The sequence below is a fragment of the Streptomyces sp. B6B3 genome (genome assembly GCF_039871525.1).
Classification (GTDB): domain Bacteria; phylum Actinomycetota; class Actinomycetes; order Streptomycetales; family Streptomycetaceae; genus Streptomyces.
The window spans coordinates 20,775-38,676 of the sequence record NZ_JBDPLU010000029.1; the positions used below are offsets into that span (position 1 = coordinate 20,775).

17 protein-coding genes are annotated in these 17,902 nt (G+C 72.9%); 6 read left to right on the top strand and 11 right to left on the bottom strand.

The window, feature by feature from the left end:
• Positions 1 to 33 precede the first annotated feature (33 nt).
• A complete protein-coding gene (locus ABGB06_RS35615) occupies positions 34 to 1,893 on the bottom strand; it encodes a serine/threonine-protein kinase (RefSeq protein ID WP_347598439.1) in 1,860 nt (619 codons plus the stop codon).
• Between the two features lie 19 nt (positions 1,894 to 1,912).
• Positions 1,913 to 2,779, bottom strand: a complete 867-nt coding sequence (locus tag ABGB06_RS35620; RefSeq protein WP_347598442.1) for a menaquinone biosynthesis protein — start codon at positions 2,777 to 2,779, stop codon at positions 1,913 to 1,915.
• Positions 2,780 to 3,035: 256 nt separating this feature from the next.
• On the opposite strand from ABGB06_RS35620, the gene ABGB06_RS35625 reads away from it, so the two are divergent.
• Positions 3,036 to 3,239: a cold-shock protein gene (locus ABGB06_RS35625; RefSeq protein WP_347598445.1), complete on the top strand. Its 204-nt coding sequence runs from the start codon at positions 3,036 to 3,038 to the stop codon at positions 3,237 to 3,239.
• A gap of 99 nt (positions 3,240 to 3,338) precedes the next feature.
• Here the strand turns inward: ABGB06_RS35625 and ABGB06_RS35630 are convergent, their stop codons facing one another.
• Together ABGB06_RS35630 and ABGB06_RS35635 are read right to left on the bottom strand one after the other, a co-directional pair.
• Positions 3,339 to 4,025 carry a hypothetical protein gene (locus ABGB06_RS35630; RefSeq protein ID WP_347598448.1) on the bottom strand — a complete coding sequence of 229 codons (687 nt, stop codon included), beginning with the start codon at positions 4,023 to 4,025 and terminating at the stop codon, positions 3,339 to 3,341.
• Positions 4,015 to 5,943 carry an AMP-dependent synthetase/ligase gene (locus ABGB06_RS35635; protein ID WP_347598451.1) on the bottom strand — a complete coding sequence of 643 codons (1,929 nt, stop codon included), beginning with the start codon at positions 5,941 to 5,943 and terminating at the stop codon, positions 4,015 to 4,017. The genes ABGB06_RS35630 and ABGB06_RS35635 overlap by 11 nt, the downstream gene beginning before the upstream one ends.
• A gap of 414 nt (positions 5,944 to 6,357) precedes the next feature.
• Between ABGB06_RS35635 and dacB the strand changes: the two genes are divergently transcribed.
• Positions 6,358 to 7,959 carry a D-alanyl-D-alanine carboxypeptidase/D-alanyl-D-alanine-endopeptidase gene (dacB, locus tag ABGB06_RS35640; protein WP_347598454.1) on the top strand — a complete coding sequence of 534 codons (1,602 nt, stop codon included), beginning with the start codon at positions 6,358 to 6,360 and terminating at the stop codon, positions 7,957 to 7,959.
• Positions 7,960 to 8,600: 641 nt separating this feature from the next.
• A complete protein-coding gene (mqnC, locus tag ABGB06_RS35645) occupies positions 8,601 to 9,812 on the top strand; it encodes a cyclic dehypoxanthinyl futalosine synthase (protein WP_347598457.1) in 1,212 nt (403 codons plus the stop codon).
• A 28-nt stretch (positions 9,813 to 9,840) separates the two neighbouring features.
• Here the strand turns inward: mqnC and ABGB06_RS35650 are convergent, their stop codons facing one another.
• From ABGB06_RS35650 to ABGB06_RS35670, 5 genes are all read right to left on the bottom strand, one after another.
• Positions 9,841 to 11,181 (bottom strand): sugar ABC transporter substrate-binding protein, encoded by a 1,341-nt coding sequence (locus tag ABGB06_RS35650; protein ID WP_347598460.1) that lies wholly within the window; start codon positions 11,179 to 11,181, stop codon positions 9,841 to 9,843.
• 16 nt (positions 11,182 to 11,197) lie between these two features.
• Positions 11,198 to 12,151, bottom strand: a complete 954-nt coding sequence (locus ABGB06_RS35655) for a carbohydrate ABC transporter permease (protein WP_347598463.1) — start codon at positions 12,149 to 12,151, stop codon at positions 11,198 to 11,200.
• A gap of 13 nt (positions 12,152 to 12,164) precedes the next feature.
• Positions 12,165 to 13,064, bottom strand: a complete 900-nt coding sequence (locus tag ABGB06_RS35660; protein ID WP_347598632.1) for a sugar ABC transporter permease — start codon at positions 13,062 to 13,064, stop codon at positions 12,165 to 12,167.
• Between the two features lie 223 nt (positions 13,065 to 13,287).
• Positions 13,288 to 13,950: a hypothetical protein gene (locus tag ABGB06_RS35665; protein WP_347598465.1), complete on the bottom strand. Its 663-nt coding sequence runs from the start codon at positions 13,948 to 13,950 to the stop codon at positions 13,288 to 13,290.
• Between the two features lie 64 nt (positions 13,951 to 14,014).
• Positions 14,015 to 14,308, bottom strand: a complete 294-nt coding sequence (locus tag ABGB06_RS35670; protein ID WP_347598468.1) for a YciI family protein — start codon at positions 14,306 to 14,308, stop codon at positions 14,015 to 14,017.
• 24 nt (positions 14,309 to 14,332) lie between these two features.
• Between ABGB06_RS35670 and ABGB06_RS35675 the strand changes: the two genes are divergently transcribed.
• A complete protein-coding gene (locus ABGB06_RS35675; protein WP_347598471.1) occupies positions 14,333 to 15,067 on the top strand; it encodes a Crp/Fnr family transcriptional regulator in 735 nt (244 codons plus the stop codon).
• 30 nt (positions 15,068 to 15,097) lie between these two features.
• Here the strand turns inward: ABGB06_RS35675 and ABGB06_RS35680 are convergent, their stop codons facing one another.
• Entirely contained in the window at positions 15,098 to 15,841 is a 744-nt protein-coding gene (locus ABGB06_RS35680) for a helix-turn-helix transcriptional regulator (protein ID WP_347598474.1), read from the bottom strand.
• A 54-nt stretch (positions 15,842 to 15,895) separates the two neighbouring features.
• Between ABGB06_RS35680 and ABGB06_RS35685 the strand changes: the two genes are divergently transcribed.
• Together ABGB06_RS35685 and ABGB06_RS35690 are read left to right on the top strand one after the other, a co-directional pair.
• Positions 15,896 to 17,173, top strand: a complete 1,278-nt coding sequence (locus ABGB06_RS35685; RefSeq protein ID WP_347598477.1) for an MFS transporter — start codon at positions 15,896 to 15,898, stop codon at positions 17,171 to 17,173.
• Positions 17,170 to 17,340 (top strand): hypothetical protein, encoded by a 171-nt coding sequence (locus ABGB06_RS35690; protein ID WP_347598480.1) that lies wholly within the window; start codon positions 17,170 to 17,172, stop codon positions 17,338 to 17,340. Before ABGB06_RS35685 ends, ABGB06_RS35690 begins: the two co-directional genes overlap by 4 nt.
• 100 nt (positions 17,341 to 17,440) lie before the next feature.
• On the opposite strand, the gene ABGB06_RS35695 is transcribed toward ABGB06_RS35690, so the two are convergent.
• On the bottom strand, positions 17,441 to 17,815 hold the full coding sequence (locus ABGB06_RS35695) for a hypothetical protein (RefSeq protein WP_347598483.1): 375 nt from the start codon (positions 17,813 to 17,815) through the stop codon (positions 17,441 to 17,443).
• Positions 17,816 to 17,902: the final 87 nt, after the last annotated feature.

Here is a 17,902-nt window from a genome sequence, read left to right on the forward strand (position 1 = left end):
CGCCGCCCCTTGACGCCCTCCTGGCCCGCGCGGCTAGAACTGCCGGTCGAGGACGCCCTCGGAGCCGCTGTCCGGGTGGGTGCTGCTGATGTGGATGGAGTTCTCGCCCCGGGTCTGCACGACGTACTGGAAGTCGCCGCCGGCGCAGAACGTTGGGTCGGACCGCTCGGGGTCCATCCGCGCGTCGAGGACGATCTGCTCGTCGGTCACCTCGCGCAGCGTCAGCCGATCCACGCATTCGGTCAGCCCCAGGAAGAGGGTGCTGGTGGCGATGCCGACCCGATCGCCGATCCGGCCGGCCTCCAACTCGAAGGTCATGGTGCCGCCGTCGACCCCGGGCGGGATCGTGACGTTGCCCTGCCACCGTCCCACGTAGCGCTCGGGAAGGGCGGCGGGGAGCCTTGTCGGCTCCGTGGACTGGTCCGTCGTCGGCCCGCCGCTCCCGCCCTCGGCCCCGTCGTCGCCGGGCAGGAACACCGCGCCCGCGGCCAGCACCGCGGCGACGGCGACCAACGCGGCGACGACGGCGCCCAGCCGTCGCCTTCGCCCGCCGGAGGGCCGGTCGGACGGGCGGTGGGGCCGGTCCTGCGCCGGCGCTTCGGGCGGCGGGTAGCCGTACCCGGGCAGCGGCGGGGCCGGGTTGGCGCCGGCCGGCTGACCGCCGCCGGGCCGTGGCGGGCCGAAGCCGGGCGTCGGCGCGTCCCGGCCGGGGTTCGGATAGCCGTAGCCGGGGTTCGGCGGGCCGAAGCCGGGTGGTGGCGGGGAGGCGTACGGCGATCCCGCGCCCTGGGCGCCCGAGGCGCCGGGCCCGGGCGGCGCCGCCACGGCGGCGGACGACGCCATCCACTCGGACGACCCGGATGACCCGGACGAATCAGATGAGCCGGTCGCCCCAGGCCCTCCGCTGGCCGCGACGGGCTGGTCCGCCGACGCCGCCGACGACGACGGGACCGCCGGACCGCCGGGGGCCGGCGGCGGGGGACCGGTCGGCAAGACCTCCGCGTCCAGGAGCTCCACGGCGCGGCGGCTGACCGTCTCGACCACCGGCGCGGGCAGCCAGCCGGGCCGGATCAGCGTGGCCGCGCCCGAACCGTCCGCGCAGGCCCGCGCCGCCTCGTCGGGGGTGGGCCGCGCGGCCGGCTCCTTGGCCAGGCACGCGGCGATCACCTCGCGCAGCGGGCCCGCCGGTACCTGGTCCAGGTCGGGCTCCTCGTGCACCACCCGGTACAGCAACTGCGCCGCGCTGTCGCCGGGGAAGGGCTCCCGTCCGCTCGCCGCGAACGCCAGCACCGCGCCGTAGGAGAAGACGTCGCCGGCCTGCCCGGTCGGCTGTCCCTGCACCTGCTCGGGCGACATGTAGCCGGGCGAGCCCACCGCGACGCCGGTGGCGGTCAGCACCGCCGACGAGTCGGTGGCCCGCGCGATGCCGAAGTCGATCAGCCGCGGCCCGTCCAGGGCCAGCAGCACGTTCGACGGCTTGACGTCGCGGTGCACCAGGCCGCTGGCGTGCACCGCGGCCAGCGCCTCCGCCAGGCCGGCGCCCAGCGCCCGCACCGTCGGCACGGGCAGCGGACCGTGGTCGCCGACCGCCCGCTGGAGATCGGGGCCCGCCACGTAGCCGGTGGCCACCCACGGCAGGTCCGCGTCGGGGTCGGCGTCCAGCACGGGGGCGGTCCAGGCGCCGCCAACCCGGCGCGCCGCCGCCACCTCGCGGGCGAAACGCGACCGGAACCGCTCGTCCACCGCGAAGTGCGGGTGCACCACCTTGACCGCGACCGTCCGGCCGCCGGCGCTGCGCCCGAGGTACACCCGGCCCATGCCGCCGCGACCCAGCCGGCCCAACAGCCGGTAGGGGCCCATCGCGGAGGGATCGTCTGGGGACAGCGGCTCCATGGCCGTCAGCCTACGGCGATCAGCGCGCCGGGCGGTCCGGGTCCTGGGAGCCGAGCAACTGCACCCGGGGCACGGGCCCGCCGTCGCCGATCCGGCGGGCGAACTCCTCGACCCCGGCGAGCTGACGCGGCCCCAGCCGGAAGTCCAGCGTGGTGAAGTAACGCTCCAACACGTCCACGCCGAACGTCTCCCAGCGCGCCGCCTGTTCCGCGACCTTGCCGACCTCGTCGAGGGACAGGTCGCGGGAGGCGAGGAACGCCTCGTGCACCTCGCGCACGGTCTCCGGGCGGTCGCGCAGGTAGTCCCGCCGCACGCCCCAGAGCGCGAAGACGAACGGCAGCCCGGTCCACTCGTGCCACATCCGCCCCAGGTCGTGCACCTCCAGGCCGAGCCGGGGCGCGTCGTGCAGGGAGGCGCGCAGCGCGGCGTCGCCGATCAGCACGGCCGCCTCGGCCTCCTGCATCATCAGGCCGAGGTCGGGCGGGCAGACGTAGTAGTCGGGGGTGACGTCGTACCGCTCGGCGAGCAGCAGCCGCGCCAGGCGCACGGACGTACGTGAGGTGGAGCCCAGCGCGACGCGCGCCCCGTCGAGCCGGTCGAGCGGCTGCTGGGAGACGATGACGCAGGACATCACGGGGCCGTCGCAGCCCACGGCGATGTCCGGCAGCGCGACCAGCTCGTCGGCGTGCCGCAGGTAGTCCACGAGGGACACCGGGCCGATGTCGAGCGCCCCGTTCACCAGCTGCTCCCCGAGCCTTTCCGGGGTGTCCTTGCTGAGCTCCAGGTCCAGCAGGCTGCCCGTGCGGGCCAGGCCCCAGTACAGGGGGAGGCAGTTGAGAAACTGGATGTGACCGACACGAGGGCGGCTTGGAGGGTTAGGGCTCACTCCAGGGAGGGTACGCCTGTGTTCGTGCGAGCCAGCGGTCGGGGATGCGACCTCCCCAGGGTCCTGCCTGTGGGTGATCTCTGCCCTTCCGGCCGTGAAAGCACCGTGCTAGGCTCGCGAGGAGTTGCAGTTTGGTTTCCCTTGCAGTACGAGCCTGCGGAGCATGTGACCGCGGGCTTTCGTCGTTTTCAGGCTTCATGCACAATTCATGCAGGTTCTGGAGCAGGGCGACCCTTTCAGGCCCAGGGAGGGCTTAATGGCTACCGGAACCGTCAAGTGGTTCAACGCCGAAAAGGGCTTTGGATTCATTGCCCAGGACGGCGGAGGCCCTGATGTCTTCGTCCACTACTCCGCTATCAACGCCACTGGTTTCCGCTCGCTCGAGGAGAGCCAGGCGGTGACCTTCGACGTCACCCAGGGTCCGAAGGGTCCGCAGGCTGAGAACGTCACCATCGTCTGAGCCACCGCTCGGTCGTTGCGCCACCAGGGAGCCCTCGCCAACCGGCGGGGGCTCCCGCATGTCGTCGGGCGCATGTCGTCGGGCGCCTGTCGGCCGGGCTCAGGAGCCCGCGGGCTCCCGGCCCGGCAGCGCGAACGCGGTGGCCAGCCGGGCCGCCAGGGTCTCGGGCCCGATGCGGCCGTCCACCTCGACGACGGGCAGCCCGAGCGCCGTGGCCTGGTGCCTGACCTCCGCGTCCCACAGGGCGTCGCGGGCCAGCCTGCGCTCCAGCATGACCGCCGGGTCGGCGTCGCCCCAGTTCGCGCGCGCCCGGTCCGGATCGGCGTAGCGGCGGCCCAGCGCCTGGCGCCGGAACTCCGAGGTCGGCAGCAGGAAGGCGGCGAACTCCGGGCGCGGCAGCAGCGGCGCGACCTCGCGGGGGAGGACACGGAAGTCGTCCACCAGCACCGGCCGGTCGGCCGGCAGCGCGAGCAGGTCCTCCACCACGAACGGGAACGTCTCGCCGTGCAGGCTGGGCATGGCGGCGAAGACCTCCTCGGGGGTGGGCTCCAGCCACTTCTCGGTGGGCGTCCGGGTGACCAGCCCGTGCAGCAGCGGCTGGCGTTCGGGCGTGGCCCGGTGCGCGTAGCCGGCCTCGCCGCGGTCCCCGTCGTAGACGGTGACGGCGTGGTCGCGGGCCAGCAGCGCGGTCACGGTGCTCTTGCCCGTGCCGGTGCCGCCGGCGATCCAGCGGACGTGGGCGAGGCGTTCGGCGAGGGATCCGTCGGCGGGCCGGTCAACGGGCATACAGGCGTTCCACCTCGTCGGCGTAGTCGTGCAACACCGCTGTGCGGCGCAGTTTGAGAGAGGGTGTCAGATAGCCCGAGTCGATGGTGAAGTCGCGCGGCAGCACCAGGAAGCGGCGGATGGACTCGGGCGTGGACACCAGGGCGTTGGCGTCGTCGACCGCGCGCTGGAGGTGGCGCAGCAGCTCCGGATCCCGCACCAGCCGCTCCAGCGGGTCGTGCAGGTGGCCGCTGACCTGCCGCCAGTGCGCGAGGCCGTCCGGGTCCAGGGTGAGCAGAGCGGTGAGGTACGGGCGGTTGTCGCCGACCACCAGGCACTGGCCGACCAGCGGGTGGGCGCGCAGGCAGTCCTCCAACGGGGCGGGCGCGACGTTCTTGCCGCCCGAGGTGATGATCAGGTCCTTCTTGCGCCCGGTGATGGTGAGGTAGCCGTCCTCGTCCAGGGAGCCGAGGTCGCCGGTCGCCAGCCAGCCCTCGGGATCGGTGACGGGCACCACCTCGCGGCGTTCCCCGTCCCAGTAGCCGGAGAACACCTGGGGGCCGCGCAGCAGCACCTCGCCGTCGGGCGCGATGCGCACCGCCGTCCCGGGCAGCGGCCAGCCGACGGTGCCCATCCGCTGGGCGTTCGGCGGGGTGATGGTGGCGGCCGCGGTGGTCTCGGTGAGGCCGTAGCCCTCGTAGACGGCGATGCCGGCGCCCTCGTAGAACGCGGACAGCCGGCCGCCCAGCGGCGACCCGCCGCACACCACCTGCTTCACCCGGCCGCCGAGCGCCGCCCGCACCCGGCGGTAGACCAGCGCGTCGTAGAGCGAACGGGTCGCGCGCAGCGCGAGTCCCGGCCCTGAGCCCGTGCCGTGCTGCTCCGCCTCGGCCGCTGCGCCGTAGCGCCTGGCGATCCTGGCGGCACGGTCGAAGGAACTGGCCCGGCCCATCTTCTCGGCCATCGCCCGGCCGGTGTTGTAGACCTTCTCCAGCAGGTACGGGATGGCGAAGAGGAACGTGGGCTGGAAGCCGGCGAGGTCGGCGAGCAGGTCCTCGGTGCGGATGCTCGGCGCGTGGCCCAGCCTGACCCGGGCGCGGACGCAGCCGATCGCGACGATCCGGCCCAGCACGTGGGCCAGCGGCAGGAAGAGCAGGGTGGAGGCCGGCTCGTCGGTCACCTCGCGGAAGATCGGGTAGAGCAGTTCGATGGCGTTGTCGACCTCGGCGAAGAGGTTGCCGTGGGTGATGACGCAGCCCTTGGGGTCGCCGGTGGTGCCCGAGGTGTAGATCAGGGTGGCGGCCAGCCAGGGCGCGAGCAGCGCGCGGCGCTCGGCGACGGCCGAGTCGGGGACGGTGCGGCCGGCGGCGGCGATATGGGCGATGGCGGAGCGCTCGCCGCCGGAGAACGCGGTGAGCTGCCACAGGTGTTCCAGGTCCGGCAGCTCGTGCCGCAGCGAGATCAGCGTCCTGGCCTCCTCGACCCGCTCCACGACGCAGGCGCGCACCTCGGCGTCGCGGAGGATCCAGGCCACCTGGTGGCTGGAGGAGGTGGGGTAGATGGGCACGGTGATCAGCCCGGCGGCCCACGCGGCGAAGTCCAGCAGCGTCCACTCGTAGCGGGTGCGGGACATGATGGCGAGCCGGTCGCCCGGTTTCAGCCCGTGCGCGATCAGCCCCTTGGCGACGGAGAGCACCTCGGAGGCGAACTCCGCGCAGCTGACGTCCCGCCAGGTCCCGTCCTGCTCCTTGCGGCTGAGCACGACATCGTCCGGCGCGTGGCGCGCGTTGAAGAACGGGATGTCGGCGAGGCTGCCCTCCTCGATGGGAGACGCGAAGGCCGGAACGTACGCCTGGGTGACGCGGCCGTTCTCGGTGCTCAGTTGGGGACGGACGACGGACGGGGACGCGGTGGTGGCCTGGACGTGGGTGTCCGACACGGGCCCTCCCTCCCGGTGCGGCTGACGTGCTGGGACGGCGGCTGCCGCGCATTCTGCCGCCGGAGGCACGCTTGTGCGGGGTCCCTTACCAGCACCTTCACGAGACCGCCACCTGTGCGGAATCGTCGGTTATCGGTCGAATGGCTTCACCAAACAGTCACAAGCAAACCTCTAGAAACATTTCAATGCACGCGAAAGGGTTCTGCCGTGGGCACCTCCTGGCCCGCGTCCCCCCAGAACGCGGCGCCCTCGCTGTCGAGCACACCCGTTTCCGGTGAGGGCGCCGCATAACCCGGGGCCGGCCCACGCTCGTTCGCCGATTCGCCGATTCGCCGGTCGGACGTCGCGGACCGCTGGTATCAATGCGGTGCCAGCCGTCATCCCCGAAGGAGGCAGGGCTTCCGCCCGTTCCCCATGCAGCAACGCCCCCGCAGGCGCTCCCGTCCACGGTCCCGACTCGTCGCCCCGCTGGCCGCCGGCCTCGCGCTCACCCTCGGCGGCACCCTCGCCTGGAACGCCGCGGCCGACGGCGACGCGACCGCCGACCTCGCCGCCTCGATCGACGAGATACTCGCCGACCCACGCCTGGACGGCGCCCACGCCGGCGTCGTCGTGCTGGACGCCGCGACCGGCGAGACGCTCTACGACCACGAGGGCGCGGACCGGCTGACGCCCGCCTCCAACGCCAAGCTGCTCACCTCGGCCGCGGCCGTGGACACGCTCGGCGCCGACTACCGGTACGTCACCGACCTCGCCACCGACGGGACGGTGACCGGCGGGACCCTCGCCGGCGACCTGTACCTGCGCGGCAGCGGCGACCCGACGATGCTCGCCGAGGACTACGACGCGCTCGCCGCGGACCTGGCCGCCGCGGGCGTCACCGAGGTCAGCGGCGACCTGGTCGCGGACGACACCCGCTTCGACGACGTCCGGCTCGGCACCGCCTGGGCGTGGGACAGCGAGTCGGACTACTTCGCGGCCCAGACCTCCGCGCTGACCCTGGCGCCCGACACCGACTACGACTCAGGGAACGTCTACCTGGAGACCTCACCCGGTGCCACCGAGGGCGACAAGCCGCAGGTGACCATGCAACCGGCCAACGACTACGTGACCCTCGTCAACGAGGCCACCACCGTCGCCGCCGGCGAGGACAACACCCTGAACATCACCCGCGAGCACGGCACGAACACCATCGTGATCAGCGGACAGGTGCCCGCCGACGCCGGCACCACCCAGACCTGGAACCCGGTCTGGGAGCCCACCGGCTACGCCGCCGCGGTCTTCGCCGACGCGCTGGCCGCGCACGGCATCGGGCTCGCCGGCGACACGGTGCTGGGGCGCGCGACGCCGGCGGACGCCGAGGTGCTGGCCAGCCACGAGTCGATGACGCTGGCCGAGCTGCTGGTGCCGTTCCTCAAGCTGTCGAACAACATGCACGCCGAGGCGCTGGTGAAGACCCTGGGCCACGAGGCCGGCGGCGCCGGCACCTGGGACGCCGGGCTCGACGTCGTCGAGGCGTACGCGGACGGGCTGGGCGTGACGGCCGGCAGCTACCTCCAGGTGGACGGCTCCGGGCTGTCCCGGATGAGCACCGTGTCCCCCGAATCCCTCGCCACGCTGCTGGTCGAGGTGCGGGACGAGCCCTGGTTCGACGCCTGGTACGAGGCGCTGCCCATCGCCTGCCAGCCGGACCGGCTGACCGGGGGCACGCTCCGCACCCGGATGTGCGACACCCCGGCTTCAGGCAACGCGCACGCCAAGACCGGCTCGCTCACCGGCGCGAGCGGGCTGTCCGGCTACGTCACCGCGGCGGACGGCCGCGAGCTGGTCTTCAGCATCCTGTTCAACGACCACCTGGGCGCGGCGCCCACCGACCTCCAGGACGCCATCGTCGCCACCCTGGCCGGCGACCAGTCCGAACCGGCCCAGACCAGGACCCACGAGGCCGACCCGGCCACGGAGCCGGCCACGCTGGACCTGGAGTGCAGCTGGCTGAAGCCGGCGGCCACCTGCTGAGCGCTTGCCGCGCGACATCCGGAAGAACCCCGGCCCGTCCGACGGGCGACGAGGCCTCCGCCTGGGACGCTGTGGCGAGCGCGCCGCGCCGGAGGCATGTGTCGGCAGTCGCGCCGCTGCGCGGACGCCTACGGGGTTCGCGGCGAACGGGGCCGCCGCGCTGGCCAGTGTGAGGCTGGTGCCCCCTGTGCGCGGCGATTCGCCGCCGCGCACAGGGGGCGTGGCTACGCCCGCCACGCGCCGGGGGCGCGGGGCGTCGGCCCGTCCGAGGGGCGACGAGGCCTCCGGCCCGGGCCCCTGCGGCAAGCGTCCCCGCGCCGGAGGCGCCGGGTCCGGGCCTGGCCGGGGTGCTGGCCCGGGCGCGTGCCATGATCTGGCCCGTGGCGCGGGACTCCTTGCCGGCAGGCGGGGCCGCGCCGGGGGCGTCGCGTTTGCAGGCACCCGTGACGCCGCTTGGCCCACGTGTGGCCGGGCCGGGCCGGGCGATGGCCTGGCCGCGTGGTGTGCACCGGCCCCGCGGCGCGGGGTCCTGCGGCAAGCAGGGCCGCGCCGGAGGCGCCGCGGGCGGGCGCGGTCGGGGGCAGCGTGCCGCAGGCACCACGTACGCTGGTTCGGTCGTCGTCGTGCCGGAGGGACCGTACATGTCCGAGAGCCTGGGAAGCGCTGACCTTCAGACCGTGCTGGACCGCGCCGCCGCCGGGGGGCGGATCACCGCGGACGAGGCGCTCGCGCTCTACCGCTCCGCGCCGATGCACGCCCTCGGGCGGGCCGCCGACGCCGTCCGGCGCCGCCGCTACGCCGGCACCGAGCACATCGCGACCTACATCATCGAGCGGAACATCAACTACACCAACGCCTGCGTCACCGCCTGCAAGTTCTGCGCGTTCTACGCCGCGCCGAAGAGCGAGGACGTGTGGACCAGGGACCTGGACGACATCCTGCGCCGCTGCGCGGAGACCGTCGCGCTCGGCGGCACCCAGATCATGTTCCAGGGCGGCCACCACCCGGACTACGGCGTCGAGTACTACGAGAGCCACTTCGCGGCGATCAAGCGGGAGTTCCCGCAGCTGGTGATCCACTCGCTGGGCGCCTCCGAGGTGGCGCACATGGCGCGGATCTCCGGGGTCGGCCACGAGGAGGCGATCTCCCGGCTGAAGGCGGCGGGGCTCGACTCGTTCGCCGGCGCGGGCGCCGAACTGCTGCCGGCCCGCCCGCGCACCGCGATCGCCCCGCTGAAGGAGTCCGGCGAGGAGTGGCTGGCGATCATGGAGACCGCGCACCGGCTGGGCGTGGAGTCCACCACGACGATGCTGATGGGCACGGGCGAGACCAACGCCGAGCGCATCGAGCACCTGCGGATGATCCGCGACGTGCAGGACCGCACCGGCGGCTTCCGCGCCTTCATCCCCTACACCTACCAGCCGCAGAACAACAAGCTGCGCGGCCAGACCCAGGCGACCCTCTTCGAGTACCTGCGGATCATCGCCGTGGCCCGGCTCTTCCTGGACAACGTCGCCCATATCCAGGGCTCCTGGCTGACCACGGGCAAGGACGTGGGCCAGCTGTCGCTGCACTACGGCGCGGACGACCTCGGCTCGGTGATGCTGGAGGAGAACGTGGTCTCCTCGGCCGGCGCCAAGCACCGCTCCAACCTGCTGGAGCTGATCCACCTGATCCGCGCCGCCGGCCGGGTCCCGGCCCAGCGGGCGACCACGTACGAGCACCTGGTGGTGCACGAGGACCCCGCCGACGACCCGGTGGACGAGCGGGTGGTCTCCCACCTGTCGTCCACCGCGATCGAGGGCGGCACCGCTCACCCCGAGCTGAAGCTGCTCGACGCGAACGCGGGCTGATCCGTCAGCCGATCCGTCAGCCGATCCGCTAGTCGAACAGCCGGTTGAGCTCCCTGTTCATGCCGACCAGGGAGTCGACCGGCCGTTGTCCCGACATCACCGCCTCCATGCCGGCCGTGAGGGTGGTGATGACGTCGGCGGGGTGCTCGGTGACCGGGAAGAGCATCGTCGTGTCGTTCTCGACGTGCGTCATGAACGGCGACACGTCGATGCCCTCGTCGGCGAACGCCTGCTCCGCGACCTCGGCGGCCTCGGTGATGGCGGGGAAGACGACGTGGTGCTCGGCCACCACCTGCTGGCACTCCAGCGACCCCAGGTACTTCACCCAGCGCCACGACTCCTCCGGGTGTTCGGTGCCGGCGTAGATGGAGTCGGACAGGCCGTTGAACATGCTGGCCCGCTCGCCCGAGGGGCCGACGGGGGTGGGGGCGATGCCGGCGTTGAGGTCGGTGCCGAAGACGGTGCCGGTCATCCAGGAGCCGTTGGTGGCCATGGCGGTGTTGCCGGCGGCGAGCTGGTCGGCCCAGTTCACGCCCTCCTGGGCCTCCCAGGAGGGCATGTAGCCCTTGTCGACCAGGCCGCGCCACCAGGCGATGGTGTCCAGGAACTCCTGGTCGCCGTAGTTGTAGCTGGTGCCCCAGGGGTTGGTGTCGGTGGGCAGCCAGCCGGTGGAGGCGGCGTACATCGACCACTGGGTCTGGCCGTGGCTGGTGCCGCCGGACTCCTCCATCCACAGGCCGTAGGTCTCGACGTTGTTCTTGTCGAAGCCGGGTTCGTCGCCGCGCACTCCGTTGGCGTCGACGGTGAGGTGGGCGATGACGTCCTCGTAGCTGCCGCCGTCGTCGGGGTTCCAGGTGAGGTTGTTCATCTGGTCCTCGGTGATGCCGGCCTCGGCGAGCATGTCCTTGTTGTAGAAGATCGCCACGGCGTCGAAGTCCTTGGGCAGGCCGTAGCGTTTGCCGTCCGGGCCCATCCACAGGTCGGCCAGGCCGTCCTGGTAGACGCTCAGGTCGACGTTGTCGCGTTCGATGTACTCGTCCAGCGGCAGGATCTGCTCCCGCGTCACCCAGTCGGGGAAACGCGTCAGGTGGTCGGTGAAGACGTCCGGCGCGGACTCCGAGACCATGCCCAACGCCAGCGTCGACCAGTAGAAGTCCCAACCCCGCTGGTCGAAGCGGATGTCGATGTCCGGATTCGCCCGCTCGAAGTCCTCCGCGCATTCCTGGTACGCCGGAAGCTGGTTGGTGTCCCACAGCGCGTAGGTGATCGTGGTCGGACCGCCCGCGCCGGTGACCTCCCCGCAGCCGGCCAGCGTCAGGCCGGCCACCGCCGCGCCGGCGGCGACCACCCGGAGGCGTTTGGTGCGCATTCCCACGGCTCAGCCCTCACTTTCCGCCGGTGAACTGGATGGAGTCGACGATCCTGCGCGCGAAGACCATGAAGAGCAGCAGGGTGGGGATGGCGGCGATCAGGCTCGCGGCCATCAGCCCGGCCCAGTCGGGGCCGGTCGCCGGGGTGGAGCCGCGGAACGCGTTCAGCGCCACGGTGAGCACCCGCACCTGCTCCTCCTGGCCGACGAGCTGCGGCCAGAAGAACTCGTTCCACGCGTTGATGAAGGTCAGGATTCCCAGCGTGATCAGCGGTCCGGCGCTGGACGGCAGGATGATCCGGAAGAAGATCCGGAAATAGCCCGCCCCGTCGATCATCGCGGCCTCCTCCATGTCCCGGCTGATGCCGAGGAAGAACTGCCGCAGGAAGAACACCGCGAACGGCGTCATGAAGAAGTACGGCGCCACGATGGCCGGGAAGGTGTTGAGCAGACCGAGGTTCTTGATCAGCTCGAAGTTCGGCAGCAGCGTGAACACCGGCGGGATCATCAGGGCGCTGATGAAGAGGAAGAACACCTTGTCGCGGCCGGGCCAGCGCAGCCGGGCGAAGGCGTAGGCCGCCATCGCGCAGAAGAAGACCTGCCCAAGGGTGATGACCGTGGAGACGATCAGCGAGTTGCGCAGGTAGGTCCAGAAGGCCAACGAGGCGCCGGCCCCGCCCTCGGCGAGCGCCTCCTCGGTGGTGGCGGTGCCCAGCACGCGCTCCAGCGGCCCCCAGGTGAAGTCCGCGGGCAGCGCCGAGTGGGGGTCGGTGAAGAGCGACCGGTTGTTGGACAGGGCGGTGCGCAGCATCCACAGGAACGGCGCCACGGTGACGACGATGATCAGGAAGAGCGCCACCCAGGCGAGCACCCGGCCGGGGCGGAACCCGCGGCGGGTCGGCCCGACGGGTCGGGCCCGGGCGGGCACCGGCTCGGGCGCCGCGGTGGGCTTCGGTATCACGGTGGTCATGGCTTCGCCTCCGTCACGCCTGGTCCGACTCACCGGCGCGCATCAGCTTGAGCTGTGCGAACGCCACCCCGGCGAGGATGAGGAAGAGCACGACCGCGATCGCCGACGCGTAGCCCATGTCGAAGCGGGTGAACGCCTGGTCGTAGATGTAGTACTGGACGACGCGGGTGGCATCCACCGGGCCGCCCTGGGTGGCCACCGCGACGGTGTCGAAGATCTGCCAGGAGCCGATCACGGTGATGATCAGCACCATCGCGAGCACCGGCCGCAGCAGCGGCAGCGTGATGCGGAAGAAGATGCGGACCTCGCTGGCGCCGTCCACCGCGGCCGCCTCGTAGACGTCCCGGTTGATCATCGTGAGCCCGGCGAAGATCAACAGCGCGGTGTAGCCCATGTGCCGCCAGACGTTGACCAGCGCGATGGTCGGGATCGCCATGTCCGGGTCGCCGAAGAAGCCCTGTGGGTCGACGCCGACCCAGCCGAGCATCTCGTTGAGGATGCCGAGGTTGAAGTCGGCCATCCAGTACCACAGCAGCGCCACCACCACGTTGGACACCAGGTACGGCAGCAGGATGATGCCGCGGATCACGACGGAGCGGGTGAGCCGGTGGATCAGCACGGCCAGCAGTAGCGCCACGACGGTCTGCACGCCGATGTTGATCAGCACGTACTGGAGCGTCACCCAGAGGGAGTTCCAGAAGACGTCGTCGGCGAGCAGCCGGTCGTAGTTGTCGAGCCCCGTGAACTCCGGGGCGGTGAGCAGGTCGTAGTCGGTGAAGCTCAGGTAGATGCCACGCACCATCGGCCAGGCGAAGAACACGAGGAAGCCGAGCGCGGCGGGGGCGAGGAAGACGAAGGCGACCCTGGCCTCTCGTTTGCGCCAGCTGGGCGCCTCGCGGGCCTCGTTGGGCACGCTTCGGGGTTTTCGGACGCCACCGACGTCCCGGGCGGCAGGTATGGTCGCCACGCACGCACCTCCTTGTTCCAACGTGAGCGAAAATGTTGTCGCCCGAGCGGTGGGTGTCAAGGAGTGGTGGAGCGAGCTTTACCGCAGCGTTATGGACCGGGGCAACGGAAATAATTCGCCGCAGAACACCCCCGGACGGGATCAATTCGACGCCGATTCGACGTGCTGGCTAGTCCGTGATGACGGCGCAGATGAACTCCTCGCCGCCGTGCACGCCCCACACGTAGTAGTACGTGGTGTCGGCCGGGTCACCGGTGCAGACGCGGTCGTCCGGATCCGCGGGCGAGGAGTAGTACCCGGTGATCCGCAGGATCTGGTCGCCCTCCTCGGGCACGTCGTCGGTGTCGCACGGCCAGACCGTGTCCAGCCGGGCCGACACCACCTCGCCGGAACCGTCCGGCTGCCCGGGGAAGCACTGTTCCGCGCGGTACCGCCGGCTCAGGCACAGCGCGACGTGGTCCCGGTGGTAGTCGCTGTAGTGCGACCACTCGGTGCTGCTCCCGTCCGAGGCGCAGCGCGGCGCGATGCCCCCGTCCGTCACGGTGTAGAACGCGTCGACCCGCTCGCAGTCGGTGACCTCGGGCAGTTGGTCGCCCCAGCCGAAGCCGCCGTAGTAGTTGCGCAGGCAGCTGCCGGTGCCGACGCTCAGCAGCGCCTGCGCCGTCGCGTCGGGTGCGGTCGGGCTGGCGGTGCTCTGGGACTGCGGACCGGTCGAGCCGCCGGAGCCCGTCGCGTCGTTCGCCGTCTGGGAGAGGAGGAAGCCGAAGGCCAGGGCGCCGGCGAGGAACCACAGGCACCCTGACCCGCCGCCCCGTTGCGATCGCTCGCTCACCGGTCCCCCCACTGAAGATGAGAGTTAGCTGGCGGCGAGTATCCCAACGGGGCCGCGGCAGCGTCTACGGCGTCGAGCCCGCGCGCGGAGGCTCGGGGCCGACCACGGGGGTCCATTCGCGCACCCCCGCCACCGTCACGCCCGGCGTGCGGTAGTAGGGATCCGCTTCCATGATCCGGTCCAGCGCGGGCCGGTCCGCGTCGAAGACCAGCAGCGCGCCGGTGTCGTCCGCCCAGGGCCCGGCCGCCACCAGCCGGCCCTCGGCGTGCAGCCGGGCCAGCACCTCCCGGTGCGCGGGGCGGGCGGCCAGCCGGGCCGGCGAGGGGTCGGGTGCGAAGGTCAGTTCCACGATCAACATGCGCCGGAGACTACGGTCGGGTGCGTGAGCCCGTCCGTATCACGTGATACATCCGCCGCCCCGACCGCCGAGCCCGGGGACGGGCCCTGGTCCGCGCTGCGCGCCGTGCCGCTGCTGGCCGGCGTGCCGGAGGACCGGCTCCGCGCCCTCTGGGCGGCCGCGTCGCCGCGCCGTCTCCCCGCCGGGCAGACCCTCCGGCACGCCGGCGATCCCGCCACCCACCTGCTGATCCTCCTCGACGGCCGGATCGCGGCCGCCACCACCACCGCCACCGGCCGCGCCGTCCGGCACGGCGAGTGGGCCGCGCCGTGCGCGCTCGACAAGGTCGCCGTGATCGACGGCGGCGGCCACACCGCCAGCCTCACCGCGCTCGTCCCGTGCACCGTCCGCGCGTTGCCGCGCGACCGTTTCCTGGCGCTGGTGGACGACGCCCCGGCCGTCCGCGGCCACGTGCTCCGCGTACTGGCCACGGCCGCCCGGCGCGGCCAGGACCGTTTCGCGGCGGCCGCCACGCTCCCCGCGGCGGCCCGGATCGCGGCCTGGCTGCTCGACCAGGCCACGGCCACGGCGAGCACCACCATCCCGCTCCCCGGCGGCACCCAGCAATCCCTGGCCGACCTGCTGGGCATCACCAGGGTCACCGTCAGCCGCACCCTCGCCCACCTCCGCCACACCGGCCTCATCACCACTGACCGCCACACCCACACCATCCACATCCAGGCCCCCGAACTCCTCGAACTCCACGCCACGCCCGGCTGACCGGCCGGGCTCGGCCCGCCGGGCGGGGCATCACCCCCGGTGGGTGCCCGGGGTGTGGCCGAAGGTGCGGCGGAAGGTGTCGATGAAGGCGCTGGCCGAGGACCAGCCGCAGCGGTGGGCCACCGTGGTCACGGGGGTGCCCTCGGCCAGCAGCACCAGGGCGTGGGAGAGACGCAGTTGGGTGCGCCACTGCGGGAACGTCAGGCCCAGGTCGGCCCGGAAGAGCCGGGACAGGGTGCGTTCGCTCGCCCCGACCTGCCGGCCCAGGGCGGCCAGGGTGCGGTTGTCGGCCGGATCGGCGAGCAGCGCCTCGCAGACCGCGCGGAGCCGCGGAGCGGTGGGCGTGGGCAGGTGCAGCGCCGGCAGCCGGGGCGCGGCCCGCAGCTGGTCGAGCAGCACCGCCCGCAGCCGTCCCCGTTCCGGGCTCTCGTCGTGCGGGGCGCGGGTGTAGGCGAGGATCAGCTCCCGCAGCAGCGGGTCGACGGCCAGCACCGCCGGTCCGTCGCCGCCGGTCGGGTCGTCGGCCGCGGGCAGGCCGACCAGGTGCAGTTCGAGCCCGTCGTGGGTCTGGTGCGCGTGCACCGTGCCGGCCGGGACCCAGATGGCGCGGGTGGCCGGGGCGATCCACGACCCGGCGTCCGTGGTGATGGCCAGTACCCCGCGGGCGGCGTAGACGAGCTGGTGGTCGTCGTGCCGGTGCGCGTCGATGGCCGCTCCCGGCGCCAGCCACTGGGCGCGGGTCGGCGCCACCGGCTCGTGGCGGATATCCGTCATCACGTGGCAGTTTATCGGAAGCGCGACAACGTGCCCGGCGGTGAACATGACCAGATGCGACGGAACCGACCGATCGTCCTGCTGGCCGTCGGCCACGGCTGCGTGGACGTCTACCAGGGTGCCGTGGCCGCGCTCATCCCCTTCTTCGTCGCCGAGCGCGCGTACGGCTACGCGACGGCCTCGGGCATCGTGCTCGCCGCCTCCCTGCTGTCCTCGGTGGCGCAGCCGCTGTTCGGCGCGCTCACCGACCGCCGGGCGCTGCCCTGGCTGCTGCCCGTGAGCACGGTGTGCGGCGGGCTGGGCATCGCGCTGTGCGGCCTCGGCGAGTCGTACGCGTTGACGCTCGTCCTGGTGGCCCTGTCCGGCCTCGGCGTCGCCGCCTACCACCCCGAGTCCGCCCGGGTCGCGCGCCTCGCCAGCCGGGGCAGCCACACCGGGATGGGCTGGTTCTCCCTCGGCGGCAACCTCGGCTTCGCCGCCGCGCCCCTGCTGGTGGCCGCCGTGGTCGGCGCGGGCGGGCTGCGCCTCTCGCCGCTGCTGGTGGTGCCGGCGCTCGCCGGCGGCGTGCTGTGCCTGGCGGCGCTGCGCGCCCTGCACGCGATGCCCGGCGGCCCACGGCCGGGCACCGGCGCCGACGGGGGCACGGCCGCCGGCACCGACACCGGCGTCGCGGTCGACGACGTCCGCTCGTTCGTGCGGCTGTCGCTGGCGGTGGTCTGCCGCTCCGTCACGTTCGTCGGCCTGAGCACGTTCGTCGCCGTCTACGCCGAGCAGCGCACGGGCGGCGGCACGGCGGCGGGCTCGGCCGCGCTGTTCGTGTTCTACGCCGGCGGCGCGGTCGGCACCGTCCTGGGCGGCGCCCTGGCCAACCGCTGGCGGCGGGTCACCGTGGTGCGCGGCTCCTATCTGGTGGCCGTCGCCGCCGTCGCCGGCACCGTGTTCGTCCCCGGCCCGGCGATCTACGTCTTCGTGGCGCTGACCTCCGCCGGCCTCTACGTGCCGTTCTCGCTCCAGGTCACCCTGGGCCAGGACTATCTGCCGTCCCGCGTCGGCACCGCCAGCGGGATCACCCTCGGCCTGACGGTCAGCGTCGGCGGCCTCGCCAGCCCCGCGATCGGCGTCCTCGCCGACGCCACGTCGCTGCGCCTCGCCCTGGCCCCGCTGGTCGTCATGCCGGCGCTGGCCTGGCTCGTCATCCGCACCCTGCCCGAGCCCGCCCTGCCGGAGCCGACCGGCCGACCGGACCGCACGGGCCGGACGCGTCCGACGCGTCGGACGGGCCGCGGGCTGGAGTCGCCGGCCGGGGGAAACAGCGGTGCAATGGGGGCATGACGGATGTGCGGGATTCGATCGAGCTGTGGACGACCAGACTGCTGGAGCTGGCCGAGGGCGGGCTGGACGAGGACGAGGCGCGGGCCCTGGTCGCGGAGATCCACGAGGCGGCGGTGAGCGCGCAGGAGGAAGGCCTCGCGACCCTGGAGGCGGAACGCGAGGAGTGACGGCCGCCCCTCGGTCCCCGCGCCCGACCCGGTACGCAGCCGACGCAGCCCAGGAACGCAGCCCGGGGCCCGGGCCGGATCGCGAGGAAGTGGGCGGGACTTAGGAGCCGGAAGGGGTGCCGGAGGGGGCGAGGAAACCGAGGAGCCCGCCGAGCAGGTCGGCCGGGAGGTCGTCCGCCGAGGCGCCGTCCGCCAGCGGGCCGGTCAGCAGCTCCGTGCTGAGCGGCTGGAAGTCCGCGATCTGGGTGTTCGCGGAGTTGTTCAACGGGTCGGTGCTGGAGTTGGACAGGGGGTTGAGCGGCAGGTCGAGGGCCGGGCCGAGGGCCGAGGTGGTGGCGCCCGAAAGCGTGCCGAAGGTGCCCGAGACCACGTCGGACAACACCGGCACCGAGCTCGCGCCGAGGTCGCTCGGCAGCACCTCAGCCGAGGCGCCGCCGGCCGAGGCGAGGACCGCGCCGGCGGCTGCGACGGTCACGGAGGCGGTTGTCAGTGCAGTGCGGTAGAGATGGCGCATGACACGCACCGTAGTTCCTCACCCACGGAGCGACGCCATCTGCGTCCG